An 18,414-nucleotide genomic window follows, 5' to 3' on the forward strand; every position below is an offset into this window, starting at 1 on the left:
GTCGGGGTAAAACCCGACAGCAGAGTGTGCTAACTCCGACGGGAGCAAATCCGTGAAAGACTTATTAAAGTTTCTGAAAGCGCAAACTAAAACCGAAGAGTTTGATGCGATCAAAATTGCTCTGGCTTCGCCAGACATGATCCGTTCATGGTCTTTCGGTGAAGTTAAAAAGCCGGAAACCATTAACTACCGTACGTTCAAACCTGAGCGTGACGGCCTTTTCTGCGCCCGTATTTTCGGACCAGTAAAAGACTACGAGTGCCTGTGCGGTAAGTACAAGCGCCTGAAACACCGCGGTGTGATCTGTGAGAAGTGCGGCGTTGAAGTGACCCAGACTAAAGTGCGCCGTGAGCGTATGGGCCACATCGAGCTGGCGTCTCCGACTGCTCACATCTGGTTCCTGAAATCTCTGCCGTCCCGTATCGGTTTGCTGCTGGATATGCCGCTGCGTGATATCGAACGTGTTCTGTACTTCGAATCCTATGTGGTTATCGAAGGCGGTATGACGAACCTGGAACGTAACCAGATTCTGACCGAAGAACAGTATCTGGACGCGCTGGAAGAGTTCGGTGACGAATTCGACGCGAAGATGGGTGCGGAAGCTATCCAGGCCCTGCTCAAGAGCATGGATCTGGAGCAAGAGTGCGAGCAGCTTCGTGAAGAGCTGAACGAAACTAACTCCGAAACCAAGCGTAAGAAGCTGACCAAGCGTATCAAACTGCTGGAAGCGTTCGTACAGTCTGGCAACAAGCCGGAGTGGATGATCCTGACCGTTCTGCCGGTTCTGCCGCCAGATCTGCGTCCGCTGGTTCCGCTGGATGGTGGCCGTTTCGCGACCTCTGACCTGAACGATCTGTATCGTCGCGTCATTAACCGTAACAACCGTCTGAAACGTCTGCTGGATCTGGCTGCGCCGGACATCATCGTACGCAACGAAAAACGTATGCTGCAGGAAGCGGTAGATGCCCTGCTGGATAACGGTCGTCGCGGTCGTGCGATCACCGGTTCTAACAAACGTCCTCTGAAATCTTTGGCCGACATGATCAAAGGTAAACAGGGTCGTTTCCGTCAGAACCTGCTCGGTAAGCGTGTTGACTACTCCGGTCGTTCTGTTATCACCGTAGGTCCATACCTGCGTCTGCATCAGTGCGGTCTGCCGAAGAAAATGGCGCTGGAGCTGTTCAAACCGTTCATCTACGGCAAGCTGGAACTGCGTGGCCTCGCCACCACCATCAAAGCCGCGAAGAAAATGGTTGAGCGAGAAGAAGCTGTAGTCTGGGATATCCTGGACGAAGTGATCCGCGAACACCCGGTACTGCTGAACCGTGCGCCAACCCTGCACCGTCTGGGTATCCAGGCCTTTGAACCGGTACTGATCGAAGGTAAAGCTATCCAGCTGCACCCGCTGGTTTGTGCGGCCTATAACGCCGACTTCGATGGTGACCAGATGGCTGTTCACGTACCGCTGACGCTGGAAGCCCAGCTTGAAGCGCGTGCGCTGATGATGTCTACCAACAACATTCTGTCTCCGGCGAACGGCGAACCTATCATCGTTCCGTCTCAGGACGTTGTACTGGGTCTGTACTACATGACCCGTGACTGTGTTAACGCCAAAGGCGAAGGCATGGTGCTGACTGGCCCGAAAGAAGCTGAGCGTATTTATCGCGCTGGCCTGGCCTCTCTGCATGCGCGCGTTAAAGTGCGTATCACTGAATATGAAAAAAATGCACAGGGCGAATTTACGTCTAAAACCAGCCTGATCGATACGACCGTTGGTCGTGCGATCCTGTGGATGATCGTGCCGAAAGGTCTGCCGTTCTCTATCGTGAACCAGCCTCTGGGTAAAAAAGCGATCTCCAAAATGCTGAACACCTGTTACCGCATTTTGGGTCTGAAACCGACCGTTATCTTTGCAGACCAGACGATGTACACCGGCTTTGCTTATGCAGCGCGTTCAGGTGCATCTGTTGGTATCGATGACATGGTTATCCCGGAGAAGAAACACGAGATCATCTCCGAGGCGGAAGCGGAAGTGGCTGAGATCCAGGAGCAGTTCCAGTCTGGTCTGGTTACCGCAGGCGAACGCTATAACAAAGTTATCGATATCTGGGCTGCGGCGAACGATCGTGTATCCAAGGCGATGATGGACAACCTGCAGACCGAAACGGTTATCAACCGTGAAGGTAAAGAAGAGCAGCAGGTTTCCTTCAACAGCATCTACATGATGGCCGACTCCGGTGCGCGTGGTTCTGCAGCACAGATTCGTCAGCTGGCAGGTATGCGTGGCCTGATGGCGAAGCCGGATGGCTCCATCATCGAAACGCCAATCACCGCGAACTTCCGTGAAGGTCTGAACGTACTCCAGTACTTCATCTCCACGCACGGTGCGCGTAAAGGCCTTGCGGATACCGCCCTGAAAACCGCGAACTCCGGTTATCTGACGCGTCGTCTGGTTGACGTTGCGCAGGATCTGGTTGTTACCGAAGACGATTGCGGCACGCTGGAAGGCATCACCATGACCCCGGTTATCGAGGGTGGTGATGTTAAAGAGCCGCTGCGCGATCGCGTACTGGGTCGTGTGACTGCGGAAGACGTACTGAAGCCGGGTACCGCGGATATTCTGGTTCCACGCAACACGCTGCTGCACGAGCACTGGTGTGACCTGCTGGAAGCGAACTCCGTTGACTCCGTCAAAGTGCGTTCCGTTGTATCCTGTGACACCGACTTTGGTGTATGTGCGCACTGCTATGGTCGTGACCTGGCGCGTGGCCACATCATCAACAAAGGTGAGGCTATCGGCGTTATCGCGGCACAGTCCATCGGTGAGCCGGGTACACAGCTGACGATGCGTACGTTCCACATCGGTGGTGCGGCATCTCGTGCGGCTGCTGAATCCAGCATCCAGGTGAAAAACAAAGGTAGCATCAAGCTCAGCAACGCGAAGTCGGTTGTGAACTCCAGCGGTAAACTGGTCATCACTTCCCGTAACACCGAGCTGAAGCTGATCGACGAGTTCGGTCGTACCAAAGAGAGCTATAAAGTGCCTTACGGTGCGGTTATGGCGAAAGGTGATGGCGAGCAGGTTGCCGGCGGTGAAACCGTTGCAAACTGGGATCCACACACCATGCCGGTTATCACCGAAGTAAGTGGTTTCATCCGCTTCACTGACATGATCGACGGCCAGACCATTACTCGTCAGACCGACGAGCTGACCGGTCTGTCTTCTCTGGTGGTTCTGGATTCTGCTGAACGTACTACCGGCGGTAAAGATCTGCGTCCTGCACTGAAAATCGTTGATGCTCAGGGTAACGACGTTCTGATCCCTGGTACCGATATGCCTGCGCAGTACTTCCTGCCGGGTAAAGCGATTGTACAGCTGGAAGATGGCGTACAGATCAGCTCTGGTGACACCCTGGCGCGTATTCCTCAGGAATCCGGCGGTACCAAGGACATCACCGGTGGTCTGCCGCGCGTTGCGGACCTGTTCGAAGCACGTCGTCCGAAAGAGCCGGCGATCCTGGCTGAAATCAGCGGTATCATTTCCTTCGGTAAAGAAACCAAAGGGAAACGTCGCCTGGTTATCACCCCGGTAGACGGTAGCGAACCGTACGAAGAGATGATTCCGAAATGGCGTCAGCTCAACGTGTTCGAAGGTGAACGTGTAGAACGTGGCGACGTGGTTTCCGACGGTCCGGAAGCGCCGCACGACATTCTGCGTCTGCGTGGCGTACATGCTGTGACCCGTTACATTGTTAACGAAGTCCAGGACGTATACCGTCTGCAGGGCGTTAAGATTAACGATAAACACATCGAAGTTATCGTTCGTCAGATGCTGCGTAAAGCGACCATCGAAAATGCAGGTAGCTCCGACTTCCTGGAAGGCGAGCAGGTTGAATACTCCCGCGTCAAGATTGCGAACCGCGATCTGGAAGCGAACGGCAAAATCGGTGCGACCTTCTCGCGCGATCTGCTGGGTATCACCAAAGCGTCTCTGGCAACCGAGTCCTTCATCTCTGCGGCATCGTTCCAGGAGACCACACGTGTCCTGACCGAAGCAGCCGTTGCGGGCAAACGTGACGAACTGCGTGGCCTGAAAGAGAACGTTATCGTGGGTCGTCTGATCCCGGCAGGTACAGGTTACGCGTACCACCAGGATCGTATGCGCCGTCGCGCAGCGGGTGAACTTCCGGCTGCACCGCAGGTGACTGCTGAAGATGCATCTGCCAGCCTGGCAGAACTGCTGAATGCAGGTCTGGGCGGTTCTGATAACGAGTAATCGTTGCTGACACGTTAATATAAGTTAAGCTGCACCCCAAAGGTTGGATCCCAACTGACTAAGGTGCAGTTTTTTTTGCTTTTTTGTGCCCGTTTTTATTGCCTCTCTCTGAATCACACCTCTGGCGTTCTGCCAGCACCCATAAGTAAAATCCTGGATTAATTAAAATGAAATGGTGTTTTAGTTGTGTGCGTCACAATTTCTTTTTCCCTGTTTGTTAAAATACGCACTGTTAGCAGATGTTTTATCCAGGCCATTTTCATGATCAGAAATAAGGGGCTCTATTTTCATATCCTGATAGTAAGTCTTAAGCTCAAATTTATAACGACTGGTTAATTTTAATCAGCGCGTCTCTATATCATTAAATAATGCAATCTTTCTATGGATTGCCAAATTATAAAAATAATTCTGGGATTTATTTCTCAGGAACCGGCTCGTTTCAATATTACTGAAATACTAAATAAAAGATACAAATCATTATCAGTTAATAATCAATGCGTACGGTGAAAGGGTTTATTATGGATTACGTAATTAAAATATTGGGTACCCCTGCAATAATAATTGCTTTTATTGCCTTTCTGGGTCTGGCGTTACAAAAAAGTAGCATTACGAATATTATCAAAGGCACACTCCTTGCTTTTATCGGCTTTGTATTAATTAAAACAGGTGGGAGCATACTTGGTGGTGTTCTGACCATGTTCAGCGATCTGTTCACCAATGCGTTTGGCTTGCGGGGCGTTGTCCCAAGCAATGAAGCTATCATGGCGTTGACCATTGACAAGCTTGGTCGGCCTGCCGCATTTATTCTGTTTTTCGCGATGATTATTAACGTCCTGCTGGCACGCTATACCCGTTTTAAAGCGATATATCTGTCACTGCACCTGATTGTCTTTATGTCCTTTTCCGTGACAGCCGCCCTCGTTGGCCTTGGCTACGGTGAGCAATTTGCTATTATTTTTGGCTCTGTGGTTATTGGTGCCTACATGGCCGTTTTTCCAACTATATTGTCACGTTTTAGCCGAAAGATTATCGGCCATAATGAGTATTGTATAGCCCATGCTGCATCCAGTTCCTATATTATTGGTTCTTACTTAGGTAAATGGTTTGGCAATACCGCAACGAACGTTGAAGAAGTTAAAGTTAGCGATAAATTTAGTTTCCTCAAGAATGCTGATGTTGCCACTTTTCTGACCATGTTCTGTTTGCTGGGCATTTCTTCTATATTCGCTGAACATGCTTTTCTCGATAAAATGTTAGCGGGCAAACCTTATCTGGTTTGGTTATTAGAAAAATCAGCGACGTTTGCGGGCGGTTTGTACATTGCCAAAAAAGGCGTGGTCATGTTCACTGAGGAAATCGTACCTGCTTTTAAAGGCTTTTCTCAAATTGTTGCGCCCGGCTCCATTCCGGCAGTGGATCCGATGGTGCTGTTTGATAAATCTCCGAACGCGGTTCTCATCGGTTTTCTGGTGAGCTTTATGGCGGAGCTGTGCTGCGTTGCGCTGTTCCCGTTCATTGGCCTACCGGTGATTATCCCTGGCATCATGGCGAGTTTTATTACTGGTGGCAGTGCTGCTATTTTTGGTAATGCAACCGGTGGCTTGCGAGGCGCATTGATCGCAAGCTTTGTAAACGGCCTGCTGCTGTGTGTTCTTCCGGCGTTGGTACTACCGTTGTTCAGCCATCTGGGTGTTGACAGTGTGACCTTTGCTGACCCTGATTTCACATTCCTGTCAGCCATCATTAAATACACGTTTGGTTTGGCGCATTAATCGTGCTGCAGGCCTGAATACCAGGCCTGCAAATTCTGTTTTAGCGAGGTGTAAAAATGTTTATTTATAAAAAAGAGACGGTGCTGGAAGATCTGGGTAATGGCGTCAATCGTAGGATCCTGGCCCATGGCGGCACGATGATGGCGGTGGAGGTTAATTTTGCCGAGGGAGCCGTAGGGCCTATGCATAGCCATCCGCATGAACAGCTCACTTATGTTTTGTCAGGACGCTTTAGCTTTACGATTGATGGCGTAACGAAAGAGGTTAGTGCCGGCGATACCCTCTACAAAAAGCCAAATGTTGTGCACGGTTGTGTTTGCCTGGAAGCCGGAACGCTGCTGGATACATTCACGCCGCAACGTGAAGACTTTTTGTCTTAAGCGCTTCTGCTCAGAATAAAAACAAAGACCCGCTTCGGTGGGTTTTTTTATGTACAAAAACCATCAAAAAAGACCTCGATCGTGTTTCAGGACGCGAGCACAGGCTGCGGATGCTAGAAAAGCCGGGTGTTAACTCATCAGGAAAATCATTATGTATCGTCGTCTTACTTTGCTACTGCTTACTCTTCTTATCAGCTATTCCGCGTATGCGAATGTCGGTTTCAGACAACTGCAGATAAATGAAAACAGCAACCGTCCTCTCGATATCGCCCTGTGGTACCCAACAACAGACGCCGGGAAAATCGAACGCATAGGAGAGAATGCCGTGTTTCACGGTATTCCTGCACTTCGCAATGCGAAACCAACAGCACGGCAGCACCCCCTTTTGTTGCTTTCGCACGGTTACGGTGGCAACTGGCGCAATTTAAACTGGCTGGCTCAGGGAATGGCCTCTCAGGGTTATATTGTGGCGGCAGTTGACCATCCCGGCACCACCACTCGCAATAAAGAAGAAGTGGCAGCACAGCAGTTGTGGGAACGTCCACGGGATTTGATTGCGATGCTGGACTACCTGTCTGATACACCCGCCATTGCCGGTGCTGTTGACCCCGAACGCATTGCGGCAGTAGGCCACTCTCTGGGAGGCTGGACAGTCATGGAGCTGGCGGGCGCGCAGTTTTCTGCGCCTCGCTTTTTGAAAGATTGTGAAACGCATCCGGCGCTGGGAGCCTGTAAACTCAAACACGTTCTGGGTATTGATAAGCCTGAATCACTGGCACCGTTGGCGGCAAGCCAACGTGACGTACGCATCAAAGCCGTTATTTCTCTGGATTTGGGACTGGCAAGGGGCTTTACCCCCGAGAGCCTTGCACAGGTTTCCGTGCCAGTGCTGGTTGTGGGCGCGCAGGCCGACAGCGATGATGTTCCTGCACGTCTGGAATCAGGCTACCTCTTTACTGCACTTGCGCAGGGGTATCGCCATCTGGTCAGCGTGACGGGAGCGACGCACTTTAGTTTTATGCAAGAATGTAAGCCAGGCGCCGTGGCAATGATTGAAGCCGCAGAACCCGGTGAGGGTATTGTTTGCCGGGATGGTGGACAGCTAAGCCGGCAGGCTATCCACCAGCAATTGTTTACGCAGATGAGTCAGTTTTTAAATCAGTCCCTGAACGACTCGCCTCAGCACGGCGAAAATCGCCAGGACTCATCCCGCTGATGCGCATAAATTCACGGTTAAAATTGGATTTTGTGGAGAAACCTGCCTCCAGCATGATCTGCGTGACAGGAGCATCTGACTGCACTAACAAGCGCTGTGCATACTGAATGCGAAAGCCATTAATCCACTGGGAGACATTGCAGCCCCGGGTGCGGTTGATGGCCCGGGATATTTGTCGTGCAGGTGTCCCGGTTTTTCGTGCCAGCCCCTGTAATGAAAGATCCGGGTCAAGGAAAAACTCGCGTGTCGTAAGCGCGTTTTCCAGATGCAGGCAGAGATCATTGTCTTCTGGATCCACCACCTCTGGCCCGGTAACCTCCGCTGTCACGTAGAGGGGAGGTGGCGTGACTTTTCGTCCGGTGAACAAAATCGCCAGGCAAATAAATGGCAACAAGATACCTTGTGAAATAGCAACCAACAGAGGCGCATGCTGCCCATGGTACTGGTTAAAATCATAGGCTATCGCCGCATCCGTCAGGCTCGAAAAACACAGGAAACATCCGGCGGCAAACGCCATCACCGAGGTTGTTGGCGAATCGCTAAGCCGCGTTAAGACAAAGGCATCGGCGCCCAACAGAGCAGTTCTGAGCAGCGCAATGCCGTACCCCAGATAAAGCAGCACTAGTACGGCATCCGTTGCCTCAGGCCAGGTAAGATTCGCCAGCAGGGCGAGGCCAGGCGGTATGATGAATGTTGAAATATGCCAGACGCGTTTTCGCCCGGTGAGGTCGGTAAAGCAGCGCCACACCAACGGCGGGAAAAGTATCGCCAGCAATGACTGAATCTGGCGAAACACCATGGCGTCAAACGCCCAACGCAGGGCCGACATAATAACCAGTAGTGTGCAACCTACGATGAAGTACATTACCCCTCGCGATTTCTCACCCGGCTGCAGGCAAACTTTGGCCAGTAAGATAAGCAGGAGAAAAAGAGTAAAGACGGGAAAAGGGAGCGAAGGCATCCTGGATCCTGATGTCGTTCAACAGAAGAATGCTCATGTTCTGCCATAAATGGCAGAAAAAAACACGCCACCAGATAGCGCGTTGACAGGGGCTAAACAGCAAAATGCCCGACTCATCGGGCATCATGCATAACTGAGCAAGAGTTAATTATTGATTAACGGGCGGCAGGCGGCGGTATAGTTCAATCATGTCTCCCGCCAAATCCTGGATAACCATTGCATTCATCAAGTGATCCTGAGAATGCACGGTAATCAGGTTAACCGGCAATTTCCCGGCACCTTCATCAAGGCCAATAAGTTGTGTCTGGATTTTATGCGCGTGTTTGACGAATTCGCGGGACTCTTCCATCGCCTGTTCCGCACCGGCAAAATCGCCTTTACGCGCCAGTTGCAATGCCGTCAGCGCCTGGCTGCGCGCTGCACCTGCATTCACCAGCAGCTCCATAATGATGGTTTCTAAATCTTCCACGCGCTTACTCCATCAGCTTAAGGGCTTTTTCCAGAACGACATCGCCTTTCATCATGCCGTAATCCATCATGTCGATAACCGCGACTTTTTTGCCCAGCGGTTCGGCCTGCGCCTGCAACTTGGCCTGCTCATACTTCACCTGCGGCCCGAGCAGGACAATATCTGCGGTAGCGATATTGTCTTTAAACTCAGCGACGGGAACGGCTTTAATGGAAACTTCTACCCCTTTTTTCTGCGCTGCGTCTTTCATGCGTTGAACCAGCATGCTGGTGGACATCCCCGCAGCACAGCATAAAACGATGTTTTTCATAGTCAGCCTCGATGTGGATGGGATAACTGATAATTATCCCGTGCCGGCCCCTTCAACAACCGCCTTTCCATGAATGTGTGTATAGCATCACAAACATTCACTGCGCTGTCTGAAACCGGTTACAAGGAGGTTGACGAATCGGCGGGAAGCGACTTATTACGCAATACGATTTGGTTTTTGCCTTGCTGTTTCGCCTGGTAGAGCGCCTCATCAACGCTATTCACCAGTTGCTCCAGCGACTCCATTTGCCACTCACCCAATCCGGCGCTGAACGTTACGGCCATTCCCTCTTCACGCCACTCACGGCTTGCCACGTTAATACGCCACTGCTCCAGTATCTGACGCGCGTTGGCGATGTGATCTTCGGGGAAAATAACCGCAAACTCTTCGCCGCCGTAACGGTAGAGCGAGATATGTTGTGACTGCAGCACTTGCAACCCTTCCCGGGCAACATTACGCAGCACAATGTCGCCGCTCAGGTGTCCCCACGTATCGTTTATCGATTTGAAGTTATCAATATCGACCAGCGCCAGCGCGAAGGGTTGATGATCGTTCATCAGGGCGGCGATATCGCTATCAAATGCCCGGCGATTCTTACAGTTTGTCAGGGCATCCATCGTGGCCTGCCTTACCCAGACCTGCTCCCGTTCTTTGCTACTGACTATCGCTTTGCTCAGCATCGCCTCCAGCTTCGGTGTCTGCTGTACATCCCCGGTTTTAATCGCATTAATAATATTGAGCAGGACTGTGCGGGAAGCGTAGTGCAGATACAGACCGAACAGGATAATAGTCATGGCCGCAACGCCAAACCCCCAACCGACCACCAGCGTTTCATCGCGCAGGAGATTTTCCAGCGTATCGCCCGGTACGATATAGATGGCAAACCAGTCCGGATTGGTCAGCGAGCTGTAATAAAGCCAGGTGTTACGTCGTTCGTCATGAAACATGCCCTCGCCGCTGTTCATCTCTTTCATTCGCGACTGCTGGGAAAACGCCTCGAAAAGGACGCCCGTATCCGGGTGCAGCATGACATGACCGCTACGGTCCACCACAAAAAACTCCCCTTGCATGGGGGATTGCATGGTTCGTAATCCATGGCTGATAGAGGCCAGATCCAGGTGAAAAGCCAGCGTGCCTTTGAGATTGCCCTCCGGGGAGACGACGGGCTTATATACCGTCACTGTCGGATGATGGGTAAAGTAATCCTCGTAAATATCCGTGTATTTGCTGTATGACGTCGCCTCGGCCTGGCGAACGAACCAGGGGCGGGTTTTGGCGTCATAACGCTGACCCTCTTCGCTATCAAACACCACCGGGGCACGCAGGTAACGGCCCTGTGGATCGGCCAGTGAAATAGAGGAGACAGAGGGCATTAGCCGCAGTAACTGCATCAGGGATTGTAATCCCTCAGGCGAGGTGAAATTTACCGCGCTATCGAGGCGGTTATAACGGGAAAAGTAGGCTGCGGCCTGGTTGAGAATATAATCATTCTCCTGAAAAACGGCTTCGGCATAGTTAACCGCAATGTTATGCGTAAACGTCTGATTAACCTTGTGATAGTTATCAGTAATGTCTTTCCTTTGGCTTAAAATGACCAGCGTGGCAATGACGGCCAGGCAAAGAAAGATGCCGGTAAAACTCACCAGAATGGGTGTAGTGAACGAAAGTTTTCGGCTATACATGTTCGTTATCTTCGAGAGCGTTAGACAGTGACCTGGAAAGTATAGGCAAGCGTGGCGCGGTAAATAAAAAAGACGTTCAGTGCTATTAATCTATTCAATCGGTTAATGTTACACCATGAGGCATAAATGAAGGGAAATTTGCGCCGGAAAACGCGGAGTTGGCTGATTTATATCAAGCGACGGGAAAACGAGGTTAACCAAAGAGAGGCGGGGCGTAAGCGACAACGCCCCGATGAGTGTGATGCGCAGTGTCCCGAAAGATATCAGCGCGTAACGGCAACGTTGCCATTTTCTTGCGGCGTTCTTCCCAGCCAACTGTCCCAGTCTTTCCACACGGGCTGTAAACCACGTGCTGCCAGCGCAGTTGCCACCTCTTCTGGCCGCCGGTCATCATGCGGTGAAAACTGTTCCAGTTCCGGATGATTATCGGCATAACCGCCGGGCTGCGTTTTGGAAAACGCACTGACGTTATTAATGGCCAGCGGCACCACATGATCACGAAACCAGGGTGATTCACGTGTTGAGAGTGACAGTTCGATTTCCGGCGAAAAGAGGCGGAAAGCGCAAATGGTCTGCACCAGTTGACGTTCGTCCATAATAGAGGCCGGCTCGATCCCGCCAGCGCAGGGGCGTAAGCGGGGGAAGGAAACAGAAAAACGGCTTTGCCAGTAGTGCTGCTGTAACCACAACAAATGCTCTGCCATCATGTAACAATCCACCCGCCAGCTATCGGAAAGGCCAATCAGCGCGCCAAGACCGATTTTATCGATACCCGCCTGGCCGAGCCTGTCCGGCGTCTCCAGTCGCCAGAAAAAATCCTGTTTCTTGCCGCGCAGATGATGCCGGGCATACTGTGCTTCATGCCAGGTTTCCTGATACACCATGACGCCATCCAGCCCCAGCGTTTTCAGTTCGGCGTATTCCTCCATGGAGAGTGGTTGTACTTCCATTTGCAAAGAGGCGAACTGGCGGCGAATGGTTGGCAGGTGACGGCGGAAATAGTCCATTCCCACTTTTCCCTGATGCTCGCCGGTGACCAGCAGCAAATGTTCAAAGCCCATTTCGCGGATGGCTGCACATTCGCGTGCGATCTCTGATTCATCGAGCGTCTTGCGCTTGATATGGTTACTCATCGAAAAACCGCAGTAGGTACAGTCGTTGGCGCATAAATTAGAAAGGTACAACGGGACGTAAAAGCTCACCGTGTTGCCAAAGCGCTGGCGCGTGAGGCGTTGCGCTTTTTGTGCCAGAGGTTCCAGATATGCGCTGGCAGCAGGAGAGAGCAGGGCCATGAGGTCATCGCGGGTCAGGCGCGTGGCATTCAGGGCTCGCTCCACATCGGCTGCCGTCTTACTGTTAATGCGTAGCCGAAGATCATCCCAGTTCAGCGTGCGCCAGTAATCGGTAAACGTCTTCATGCGCTGGCCTCCAGAAAACCGGTCAGCGGGCTGGTGGCCACGGCATGGGAGTGGCGCGCGCCGGGGACCGCCTGGCGTGCCAGCATGCCGGCCTCAACAGCCAGACGGAACGCATGCGCCATTGTTACCGGATCGTCGGCCACGGCAATCGCCGTATTCACCAGTACGGCATCAGCACCCATTTCCAGTGCCTGTGTCGCATGGCTGGGTACGCCGATACCGGCATCAACCACCACCGGCACGGTTGCCTGCTCGATGATGATCTCCAGCATCGCCCGCGTTTCCAGTCCCTGGTTGGAGCCAATGGGAGCACCCAGCGGCATGACGGCGGCACAACCGACCTCTTCAAGGCGCTTGCATAACACCGGGTCTGCGCCACAGTAAGGCAGCACGACAAACCCCTGTTTCACCAGGGCTTCCGCCGCCTTTAGCGTCTCGATAGGATCCGGCAAAAGCCAGCGTGCATCGGGGTGGATCTCCAGTTTCAGCCAGTGGGTACCCAGCGCTTCACGCGCCAGTTGGGCGGCAAAAATAGCTTCTTGCGCCGTTTTCGCCCCTGATGTGTTAGGCAGTAGCGTGACGCCTGCTGCCAGGAGTGGCGCGAGGATGGCATCGTTATGTTGACGCAAATCGACACGCTTCATCGCCAGTGTGACTAGCTGGCTGCCGGACGCGCGGATGGCGTCGACCATCAGCGCTGCGTTGGCAAATTTCCCGGTACCGGTAAACAGGTGTGAATCAAATTGTTTATCTGCAATGCGTAACATCTCAGCCCCCTGCGATAACCTGAAAAAGCAGGATCTGGTCGCCGTCCTGCACGATATGCGCTTCCCACCGCTCGCGCGGAAGAATTTGCTGATTAAGCGCCAGCGCGGCGCCGGGTTTTAGCTGATCGAGTTGCTGCAACAGGGCCGAGACGGTCAGCGTGTCGTCGAGCTGCATGGGCGTGTCATTGAACTGAATGTGCATGCAGCCCTCCGCAAACCGGGCAGCCGCTGGCCCGGCGTAACGCCAGACTGCGCCAGTTGTTGGCGCGGGCATCAAACAGACGTAACTCGCTGGTGTTGGTATTCATACCGCTCAGAAGCTTGATCGCTTCGAGTGCCTGAAGAGTGCCCATCACGCCGACCACCGGGCCGATCACACCGGCGGTACGGCAGTTGCGTTCGGGCTCCTGTTCATCTGGCCACAAACAGCGATAGCAACCATGGGTCCACGGTGGTGTTAGCACCATCAACTGCCCCCCGAAACCCACGGCGCTGGCGGTAATCAACGGTGTACCGGTGCTGACGCAGGCGGCATTAATCGCCTGACGAGTCGCCATATTATCGGTGCAATCGAGTACCAGATCGGCATTGTCCACCGCGTGGCGCAACGCCTCGCCGGAAAGGCGCTGCTCAAGGGCGATCAGCGAAATTTCCGGGTTCAGCCGTCCCAGGCGCTGTTTGGTGACCTGCGATTTAGACCGGGCGATGTCGTCAGTGGTAAACACGATTTGCCGCTGCAGGTTACTCAGATGCACATCGTCATCGTCGGCCAGCACCAGCGTACCCACACCCGCGCCCGCCAGGTAGAGCGCGGCGGGGGAACCTAACCCACCCAACCCGATAATCAGCACCCGGCTGGCGAGCAACTTTTGTTGCCCGTCGATGGCAATATCTTCCAGCAACATCTGGCGGCTATAGCGCATAAAGTCACGATCATTCATCGCCAACCCCCGCCAGAGCCAGTAATTGCGCCGTTGCCTCACGCCAGTCAGCCGCCTGCGTAATCGCGCTGACGACCGCAATGCTGCCAACGCCAGTTCCCAGTACTTCGGGCGCACGGGCAAGGCTTATCCCGCCGATGGCGACGGTCGGATAATCGGCAAGTCTTTCGATATGCCGCGCCAGTTGCTCCAGCCCCTGCGGCGCGGAGGGCATCTGTTTCGTTTGCGTCGGGAAGACATGCCCCAGGGCGATATAGGACGGGCGTGCGGCGAGCGCCACGTCAATTTCCATATCGTCGTGAGTCGATACGCCGAGGCGTAATTCCGCAGCCTGGATCGCCTTCAAATCGGTGGTTTCCAGGTCTTCCTGACCCAGATGTACACCGTAAGCGTTATGTTTTATCGCCAGCCGCCAGTAGTCGTTGATAAACAGGCGGGCATCGTAACGACGCCCCAGTGCAATGGCCGCTACAACGTCGGCTTCAACCTCTTCATCGCGTTTATCTTTGATACGCAACTGGATGGTGCGCACGCCGGCTTCGAGCAGGCGTTCAATCCACGCCACGCTGTCCACCACCGGGTAAAGGCCTAAGCGAAGGGGCACTCTCGGGAAATCGGGTTGATACATCAGACCTCCTCCTTTTTGAGATAGATTTCACCGCCTTTGGCGCGGAAGTTTTCTGACATATCCGCCATCCCCACTTCGATGGTCTGGGCTGCGGCGTAATCGCGTACTTCCTGGCTGATTTTCATTGAGCAGAATTTCGGCCCGCACATGGAGCAGAAGTGAGCGACTTTGCCCGACTCCTGCGGCAGGGTTTCATCGTGATACGCACGGGCGGTGAACGGGTCGAGCGCCAGGTTGAACTGGTCTTCCCAGCGGAATTCGAAACGTGCTTTGGACATGGCGTTATCGCGGATCTGCGCGCCGGGATGGCCTTTGGCGAGATCCGCGGCATGCGCGGCGATCTTGTAGGTAATCAGCCCTTGCTTCACATCCTCTTTGTTTGGCAAACCGAGGTGCTCTTTTGGCGTGACATAGCAGAGCATGGCGCAGCCGAACCAGCCGATCATCGCCGCGCCAATCCCGGAGGTGAAGTGGTCATAGCCCGGCGCGATATCGGTGGTCAAAGGGCCGAGGGTATAGAACGGCGCTTCGTGGCAGCGCTCCAGCTCCTCGGTCATATTGCGGCGGATCATCTGCATCGGTACGTGGCCGGGACCTTCAATCATCACCTGTACATCGTATTCCCAGGCAATTTTGGTCAGCTCGCCCAGCGTGTGCAGCTCGGCGAATTGCGCTTCGTCGTTGGCATCCTGAATTGAGCCCGGACGCAGGCCGTCGCCCAGCGACAGTGAGACATCATAGGCGGCGCAGATTTCGCAGATTTCGCGGAAGTGCTCGTAGAGGAAATTCTCTTTGTGATGGGATAAGCACCATTTCGCCATAATCGAACCGCCGCGTGACACGATGCCGGTCAGGCGTTTGGCGGTCATCGGCACGTAGCGTAGCAACACGCCCGCGTGGATGGTGAAATAGTCCACGCCTTGCTCAGCCTGCTCCAGCAGGGTGTCGCGGAACGCTTCCCATGTCAGGTTTTCGGCGATGCCGTTCACCTTCTCCAGCGCCTGGTAGATCGGTACAGTACCAATTGGCACCGGGCTGTTACGCAGGATCCACTCGCGGGTTTCATGAATATAGCGGCCCGTCGACAGGTCCATTACCGTATCGGCACCCCAGCGGGTTGACCACACCAGTTTTTCCACCTCTTCCTCGATGGAGGAGGTGACCGCGGAGTTGCCGATGTTGGCATTAACCTTCACCAGGAAATTGCGGCCGATGATCATCGGTTCCGACTCCGGGTGGTTGATGTTGGCGGGGATGATGGCGCGCCCGGCTGCCACTTCGTCGCGCACAAATTCCGGGGTGATATTTTCTGGCAGGTTAGCGCCAAAGCCGTGGCCAGGATGCTGCTGGCGCAACACCTCACCGCGGATACGCTCGCGGCCCATATTTTCACGGATGGCGATAAACTCCATCTCCGGGGTCACCATCCCCTGACGCGCATAATGCAACTGGGTGACACGCTGGCCCGCTTTGGCCCGTTTCGGTGTCAGTAAGCCGCTAAAACGCAGGTCGTTCAGGCCGTCATCCGCAAGCCGCTCTTTGGTGTATACCGAACTACGATCGCTCAGTCTTTCGGTATCGTCGCGGGCATCGATCCACGGCTGACGCAGTTTCGCCAGCCCCTGCTGTACGTCGATAGTCACATTCGGGTCGCCATAGGGACCGGACGTGTCATAGACCGGAATCGCCTCGTTTTCTTCGTATTGAGGGTTATCTTTCGAGCCGCCGATAAGCGTCGGGCTAAGCTGGATTTCGCGCATCGGAACACGAATATCAGGCTGTGAGCCGGTGATGTAGATACGTTTTGAGTTCGGGAAAGCGGTGCCTTCCAGCGTGTCGATAAAATGCTGCGCCTGGGCGCGTTGTTCACGGCGTGTAAGTTGATTTGCAGACATAGCTCATTCCAAATGTTAAGGACATGGCTTGTCAGACGACGGATGGAGTAATAACAACAGATCACCGCAAGGGTGATTGATGTGAATGGATTACTCTTGTTCCCTTCGCAGGTTCTAACCTGATCAGGTTCCGCGGATCCCGAATTAACGGTCTCAGCCTTTTCCACTTCATCCTTCGCGCCGCCTCTTAGGGCATCGCGAATGCTTTTGTGGAAATATAGGCACTCCGACAAGAAAAACCCCGTCCGAAGACGGGGACTGTTTTTTAAACTACGCGTTAATCAGAAAGAACTCAAGCAGGACGCGCCATTCCACTTGCGTCGTTGGCGCCATCTTTAAGATTGTTGTCGTATGCCAGTATGATCAGCTTGTCTTCAAGCGAAAAGCGGGCTGCAAGCGCTTCGCCGATATCAGACAGCGCCTGCTGAAACTCAGCGTAATTGTCATCATCGATAGCATTTTCCAGGCTGGAGTCGTAGTACTCCATAATTTCCAGGGTATTGGCTTCGAGGAGAGGGTAAATCTGCGTGGAGGCTAAAAGTGGGCTGGTCCCTTCCATTTCACCGATAATCCGTTCATAAATATTAAAATGACCGGCGGAAAGGTATTCAACCAGGTTATGACAGAATTCGTCCAGCGCTTTTTCATTCAGCTGCATGTACGAGCCTTTTCCAGGGGTTATGCCAACCAGGTTGTAGTAATGAACCAGTAGCTGTTTTCGGTTATACAGCCAGTTGTCGACCAGTTCGTTACTTCCTCCAATTCGTTCCGCCAGGGTTGCTAACTGGTTTAGCATAATTGACTCCGCAATATTAAGATTAAAAAACGCTCGAATGTAATAATAATGTTAACAACATGCCAGTAAAGCTAAGGTAGTGCAAACAAATGCATCGTATTATCGAGTCATCAGATCATGGCTGGTGGATCGTAAGCCATGAACAAAAATTATGGTTGCCCGGGGGAGAATTACCACTCGGTAATGCAGGAAATTTCGATCTTGTGGGGCAAAGCGCACTCCAGATAGGCGAATGGGAAGGCGAACCTGTGTGGATGATCCGCCAGAATCGTCGGCAGGAGATGGGAACTGTCCGCCAGGTGATTGAACAGGATGCTGGATTGTTTCAACTGGCCGGGCGCGGCGTTCAACTGGCTGAGTTTTACCGCTCACATAGGTTTTGTGGGTATTGCGGACATACTATGCACCCCAGCAAGACAGAGTGGGCCATGTTATGTGACCACTGCCGCGAACGTTATTACCCGCAGATTGCGCCCTGCATTATCGTTGCCATTCGCCGCGATGATAAAATTCTGTTGGCTCAGCATACCCGTCATCGCAATGGTATTTACACCGTTCTGGCCGGTTTCGTCGAAGTGGGCGAAACGCTTGAACAGGCCGTCGCGCGTGAAGTGATGGAAGAGAGCGGCATCAAAGTGAAAAACCTGCGTTACATCACCTCGCAGCCCTGGCCTTTCCCGCAATCGCTAATGACGGCTTTTATGGCGGAATATGACAGCGGGGAGATTGTTATCGATCCTAAAGAGTTGCTGGATGCGGGCTGGTACCGCTTCGATGACCTGCCTCTGCTGCCTCCGCCTGGTACTGTTGCCCGTCGTTTGATTGAAGATACGGTGGCGCAGTGCCGGGCAGAATACGAGTAAAGAACGAGTAGTGTTACACTGGCGGGCTGACGCAATAAGG

At 53.2% G+C, this 18,414-nt stretch carries 16 protein-coding genes and 1 riboswitch; of the genes, 5 read left to right on the forward strand and 11 right to left on the reverse strand.

Annotated features, from left to right (window positions below; translation table 11 throughout):
- Positions 1-52: 52 nt before the first annotated feature.
- The 4 genes from rpoC to IP582_RS01295 all read left to right on the forward strand — a co-directional run bounded on the left by rpoC (position 53) and on the right by IP582_RS01295 (position 7,644).
- On the forward strand, positions 53-4,276 hold the full coding sequence (rpoC, locus tag IP582_RS01280; RefSeq protein ID WP_193794855.1) for a DNA-directed RNA polymerase subunit beta': 4,224 nt from the start codon (positions 53-55) through the stop codon (positions 4,274-4,276).
- Positions 4,277-4,794: 518 nt separating this feature from the next.
- Positions 4,795-6,048 (forward strand): PTS ascorbate transporter subunit IIC, encoded by a 1,254-nt coding sequence (locus tag IP582_RS01285; RefSeq protein ID WP_193794856.1) that lies wholly within the window; start codon positions 4,795-4,797, stop codon positions 6,046-6,048.
- A 56-nt stretch (positions 6,049-6,104) separates the two neighbouring features.
- Positions 6,105-6,428, forward strand: coding sequence for a cupin domain-containing protein (locus IP582_RS01290; protein WP_193794857.1), 324 nt, complete (start codon positions 6,105-6,107; stop codon positions 6,426-6,428).
- Positions 6,429-6,579: 151 nt separating this feature from the next.
- Entirely contained in the window at positions 6,580-7,644 is a 1,065-nt protein-coding gene (locus IP582_RS01295) for an alpha/beta fold hydrolase (RefSeq protein ID WP_193794858.1), read from the forward strand.
- On the opposite strand, the gene IP582_RS01300 is transcribed toward IP582_RS01295, so the two are convergent.
- The 11 genes from IP582_RS01300 to rsd all read right to left on the reverse strand — a co-directional run bounded on the left by IP582_RS01300 (position 7,562) and on the right by rsd (position 17,511).
- The gene (locus IP582_RS01300) at positions 7,562-8,605 is read right to left on the reverse strand and encodes an AraC family transcriptional regulator (RefSeq protein ID WP_193794859.1); all 1,044 of its coding nucleotides are present in this window, start codon (positions 8,603-8,605) and stop codon (positions 7,562-7,564) included. The genes IP582_RS01295 and IP582_RS01300 overlap by 83 nt on opposite strands.
- A 148-nt stretch (positions 8,606-8,753) precedes the next feature.
- The gene (locus IP582_RS01305) at positions 8,754-9,074 is read right to left on the reverse strand and encodes a PTS lactose/cellobiose transporter subunit IIA (protein ID WP_039076855.1); all 321 of its coding nucleotides are present in this window, start codon (positions 9,072-9,074) and stop codon (positions 8,754-8,756) included.
- Between the two features lie 4 nt (positions 9,075-9,078).
- Positions 9,079-9,384, reverse strand: coding sequence for a PTS sugar transporter subunit IIB (locus IP582_RS01310; RefSeq protein WP_039076854.1), 306 nt, complete (start codon positions 9,382-9,384; stop codon positions 9,079-9,081).
- Between the two features lie 119 nt (positions 9,385-9,503).
- Positions 9,504-11,066, reverse strand: a complete 1,563-nt coding sequence (locus IP582_RS01315) for a sensor domain-containing diguanylate cyclase (RefSeq protein WP_193794860.1) — start codon at positions 11,064-11,066, stop codon at positions 9,504-9,506.
- A 263-nt stretch (positions 11,067-11,329) separates the two neighbouring features.
- Positions 11,330-12,484: a 2-iminoacetate synthase ThiH gene (gene thiH, locus IP582_RS01320; RefSeq protein WP_193794861.1), complete on the reverse strand. Its 1,155-nt coding sequence runs from the start codon at positions 12,482-12,484 to the stop codon at positions 11,330-11,332.
- Entirely contained in the window at positions 12,481-13,251 is a 771-nt protein-coding gene (gene thiG / locus IP582_RS01325; protein ID WP_039076851.1) for a thiazole synthase, read from the reverse strand. The genes thiH and thiG overlap by 4 nt, the downstream gene beginning before the upstream one ends.
- A 1-nt stretch (position 13,252) precedes the next feature.
- On the reverse strand, positions 13,253-13,453 hold the full coding sequence (gene thiS, locus IP582_RS01330) for a sulfur carrier protein ThiS (protein WP_193794862.1): 201 nt from the start codon (positions 13,451-13,453) through the stop codon (positions 13,253-13,255).
- Positions 13,434-14,192: a thiazole biosynthesis adenylyltransferase ThiF gene (gene thiF, locus IP582_RS01335; protein ID WP_193794863.1), complete on the reverse strand. Its 759-nt coding sequence runs from the start codon at positions 14,190-14,192 to the stop codon at positions 13,434-13,436. The genes thiS and thiF overlap by 20 nt, the downstream gene beginning before the upstream one ends.
- Positions 14,185-14,820 carry a thiamine phosphate synthase gene (thiE, locus tag IP582_RS01340; RefSeq protein WP_193794864.1) on the reverse strand — a complete coding sequence of 212 codons (636 nt, stop codon included), beginning with the start codon at positions 14,818-14,820 and terminating at the stop codon, positions 14,185-14,187. The genes thiF and thiE overlap by 8 nt, the downstream gene beginning before the upstream one ends.
- The gene (thiC, locus tag IP582_RS01345; protein ID WP_193794865.1) at positions 14,820-16,715 is read right to left on the reverse strand and encodes a phosphomethylpyrimidine synthase ThiC; all 1,896 of its coding nucleotides are present in this window, start codon (positions 16,713-16,715) and stop codon (positions 14,820-14,822) included. The genes thiE and thiC overlap by 1 nt, the downstream gene beginning before the upstream one ends.
- A gap of 83 nt (positions 16,716-16,798) precedes the next feature.
- Positions 16,799-16,954: riboswitch (TPP riboswitch) on the reverse strand.
- 53 nt (positions 16,955-17,007) lie between these two features.
- Positions 17,008-17,511 (reverse strand): sigma D regulator, encoded by a 504-nt coding sequence (gene rsd / locus IP582_RS01350; protein ID WP_193794866.1) that lies wholly within the window; start codon positions 17,509-17,511, stop codon positions 17,008-17,010.
- A gap of 89 nt (positions 17,512-17,600) precedes the next feature.
- On the opposite strand from rsd, the gene nudC reads away from it, so the two are divergent.
- Complete coding sequence (nudC, locus tag IP582_RS01355; protein WP_193794867.1) at positions 17,601-18,374, forward strand: NAD(+) diphosphatase; 774 nt, start codon at positions 17,601-17,603, stop codon at positions 18,372-18,374.
- Positions 18,375-18,414: the final 40 nt, after the last annotated feature.

Source organism: Citrobacter sp. BDA59-3, assembly GCF_015167655.1.
Taxonomy (GTDB): Bacteria; Pseudomonadota; Gammaproteobacteria; order Enterobacterales; family Enterobacteriaceae; genus Phytobacter; species Phytobacter diazotrophicus.

Excerpts from the sequence above, each read along its gene's own strand:
- thiS (WP_193794862.1), bottom strand. The coding sequence starts at position 13,453 with ATGCACATTCAGTTCAATGACACGCCCATGCAGCTCGACGACACGCTG.
- thiC (WP_193794865.1), bottom strand. The coding sequence starts at position 16,715 with ATGTCTGCAAATCAACTTACACGCCGTGAACAACGCGCCCAGGCGCAG.
- IP582_RS01315 (WP_193794860.1), bottom strand. The coding sequence starts at position 11,066 with ATGTATAGCCGAAAACTTTCGTTCACTACACCCATTCTGGTGAGTTTT.
- nudC (WP_193794867.1), top strand. The coding sequence starts at position 17,601 with ATGCATCGTATTATCGAGTCATCAGATCATGGCTGGTGGATCGTAAGC.
- thiG (WP_039076851.1), bottom strand. The coding sequence starts at position 13,251 with ATGTTACGCATTGCAGATAAACAATTTGATTCACACCTGTTTACCGGT.
- thiE (WP_193794864.1), bottom strand. The coding sequence starts at position 14,820 with ATGTATCAACCCGATTTCCCGAGAGTGCCCCTTCGCTTAGGCCTTTAC.
- IP582_RS01295 (WP_193794858.1), top strand. The coding sequence starts at position 6,580 with ATGTATCGTCGTCTTACTTTGCTACTGCTTACTCTTCTTATCAGCTAT.
- IP582_RS01300 (WP_193794859.1), bottom strand. The coding sequence starts at position 8,605 with ATGCCTTCGCTCCCTTTTCCCGTCTTTACTCTTTTTCTCCTGCTTATC.
- thiH (WP_193794861.1), bottom strand. The coding sequence starts at position 12,484 with ATGAAGACGTTTACCGATTACTGGCGCACGCTGAACTGGGATGATCTT.
- IP582_RS01285 (WP_193794856.1), top strand. The coding sequence starts at position 4,795 with ATGGATTACGTAATTAAAATATTGGGTACCCCTGCAATAATAATTGCT.
- IP582_RS01310 (WP_039076854.1), bottom strand. The coding sequence starts at position 9,384 with ATGAAAAACATCGTTTTATGCTGTGCTGCGGGGATGTCCACCAGCATG.
- IP582_RS01290 (WP_193794857.1), top strand. The coding sequence starts at position 6,105 with ATGTTTATTTATAAAAAAGAGACGGTGCTGGAAGATCTGGGTAATGGC.
- rsd (WP_193794866.1), bottom strand. The coding sequence starts at position 17,511 with ATGCTAAACCAGTTAGCAACCCTGGCGGAACGAATTGGAGGAAGTAAC.
- thiF (WP_193794863.1), bottom strand. The coding sequence starts at position 14,192 with ATGAATGATCGTGACTTTATGCGCTATAGCCGCCAGATGTTGCTGGAA.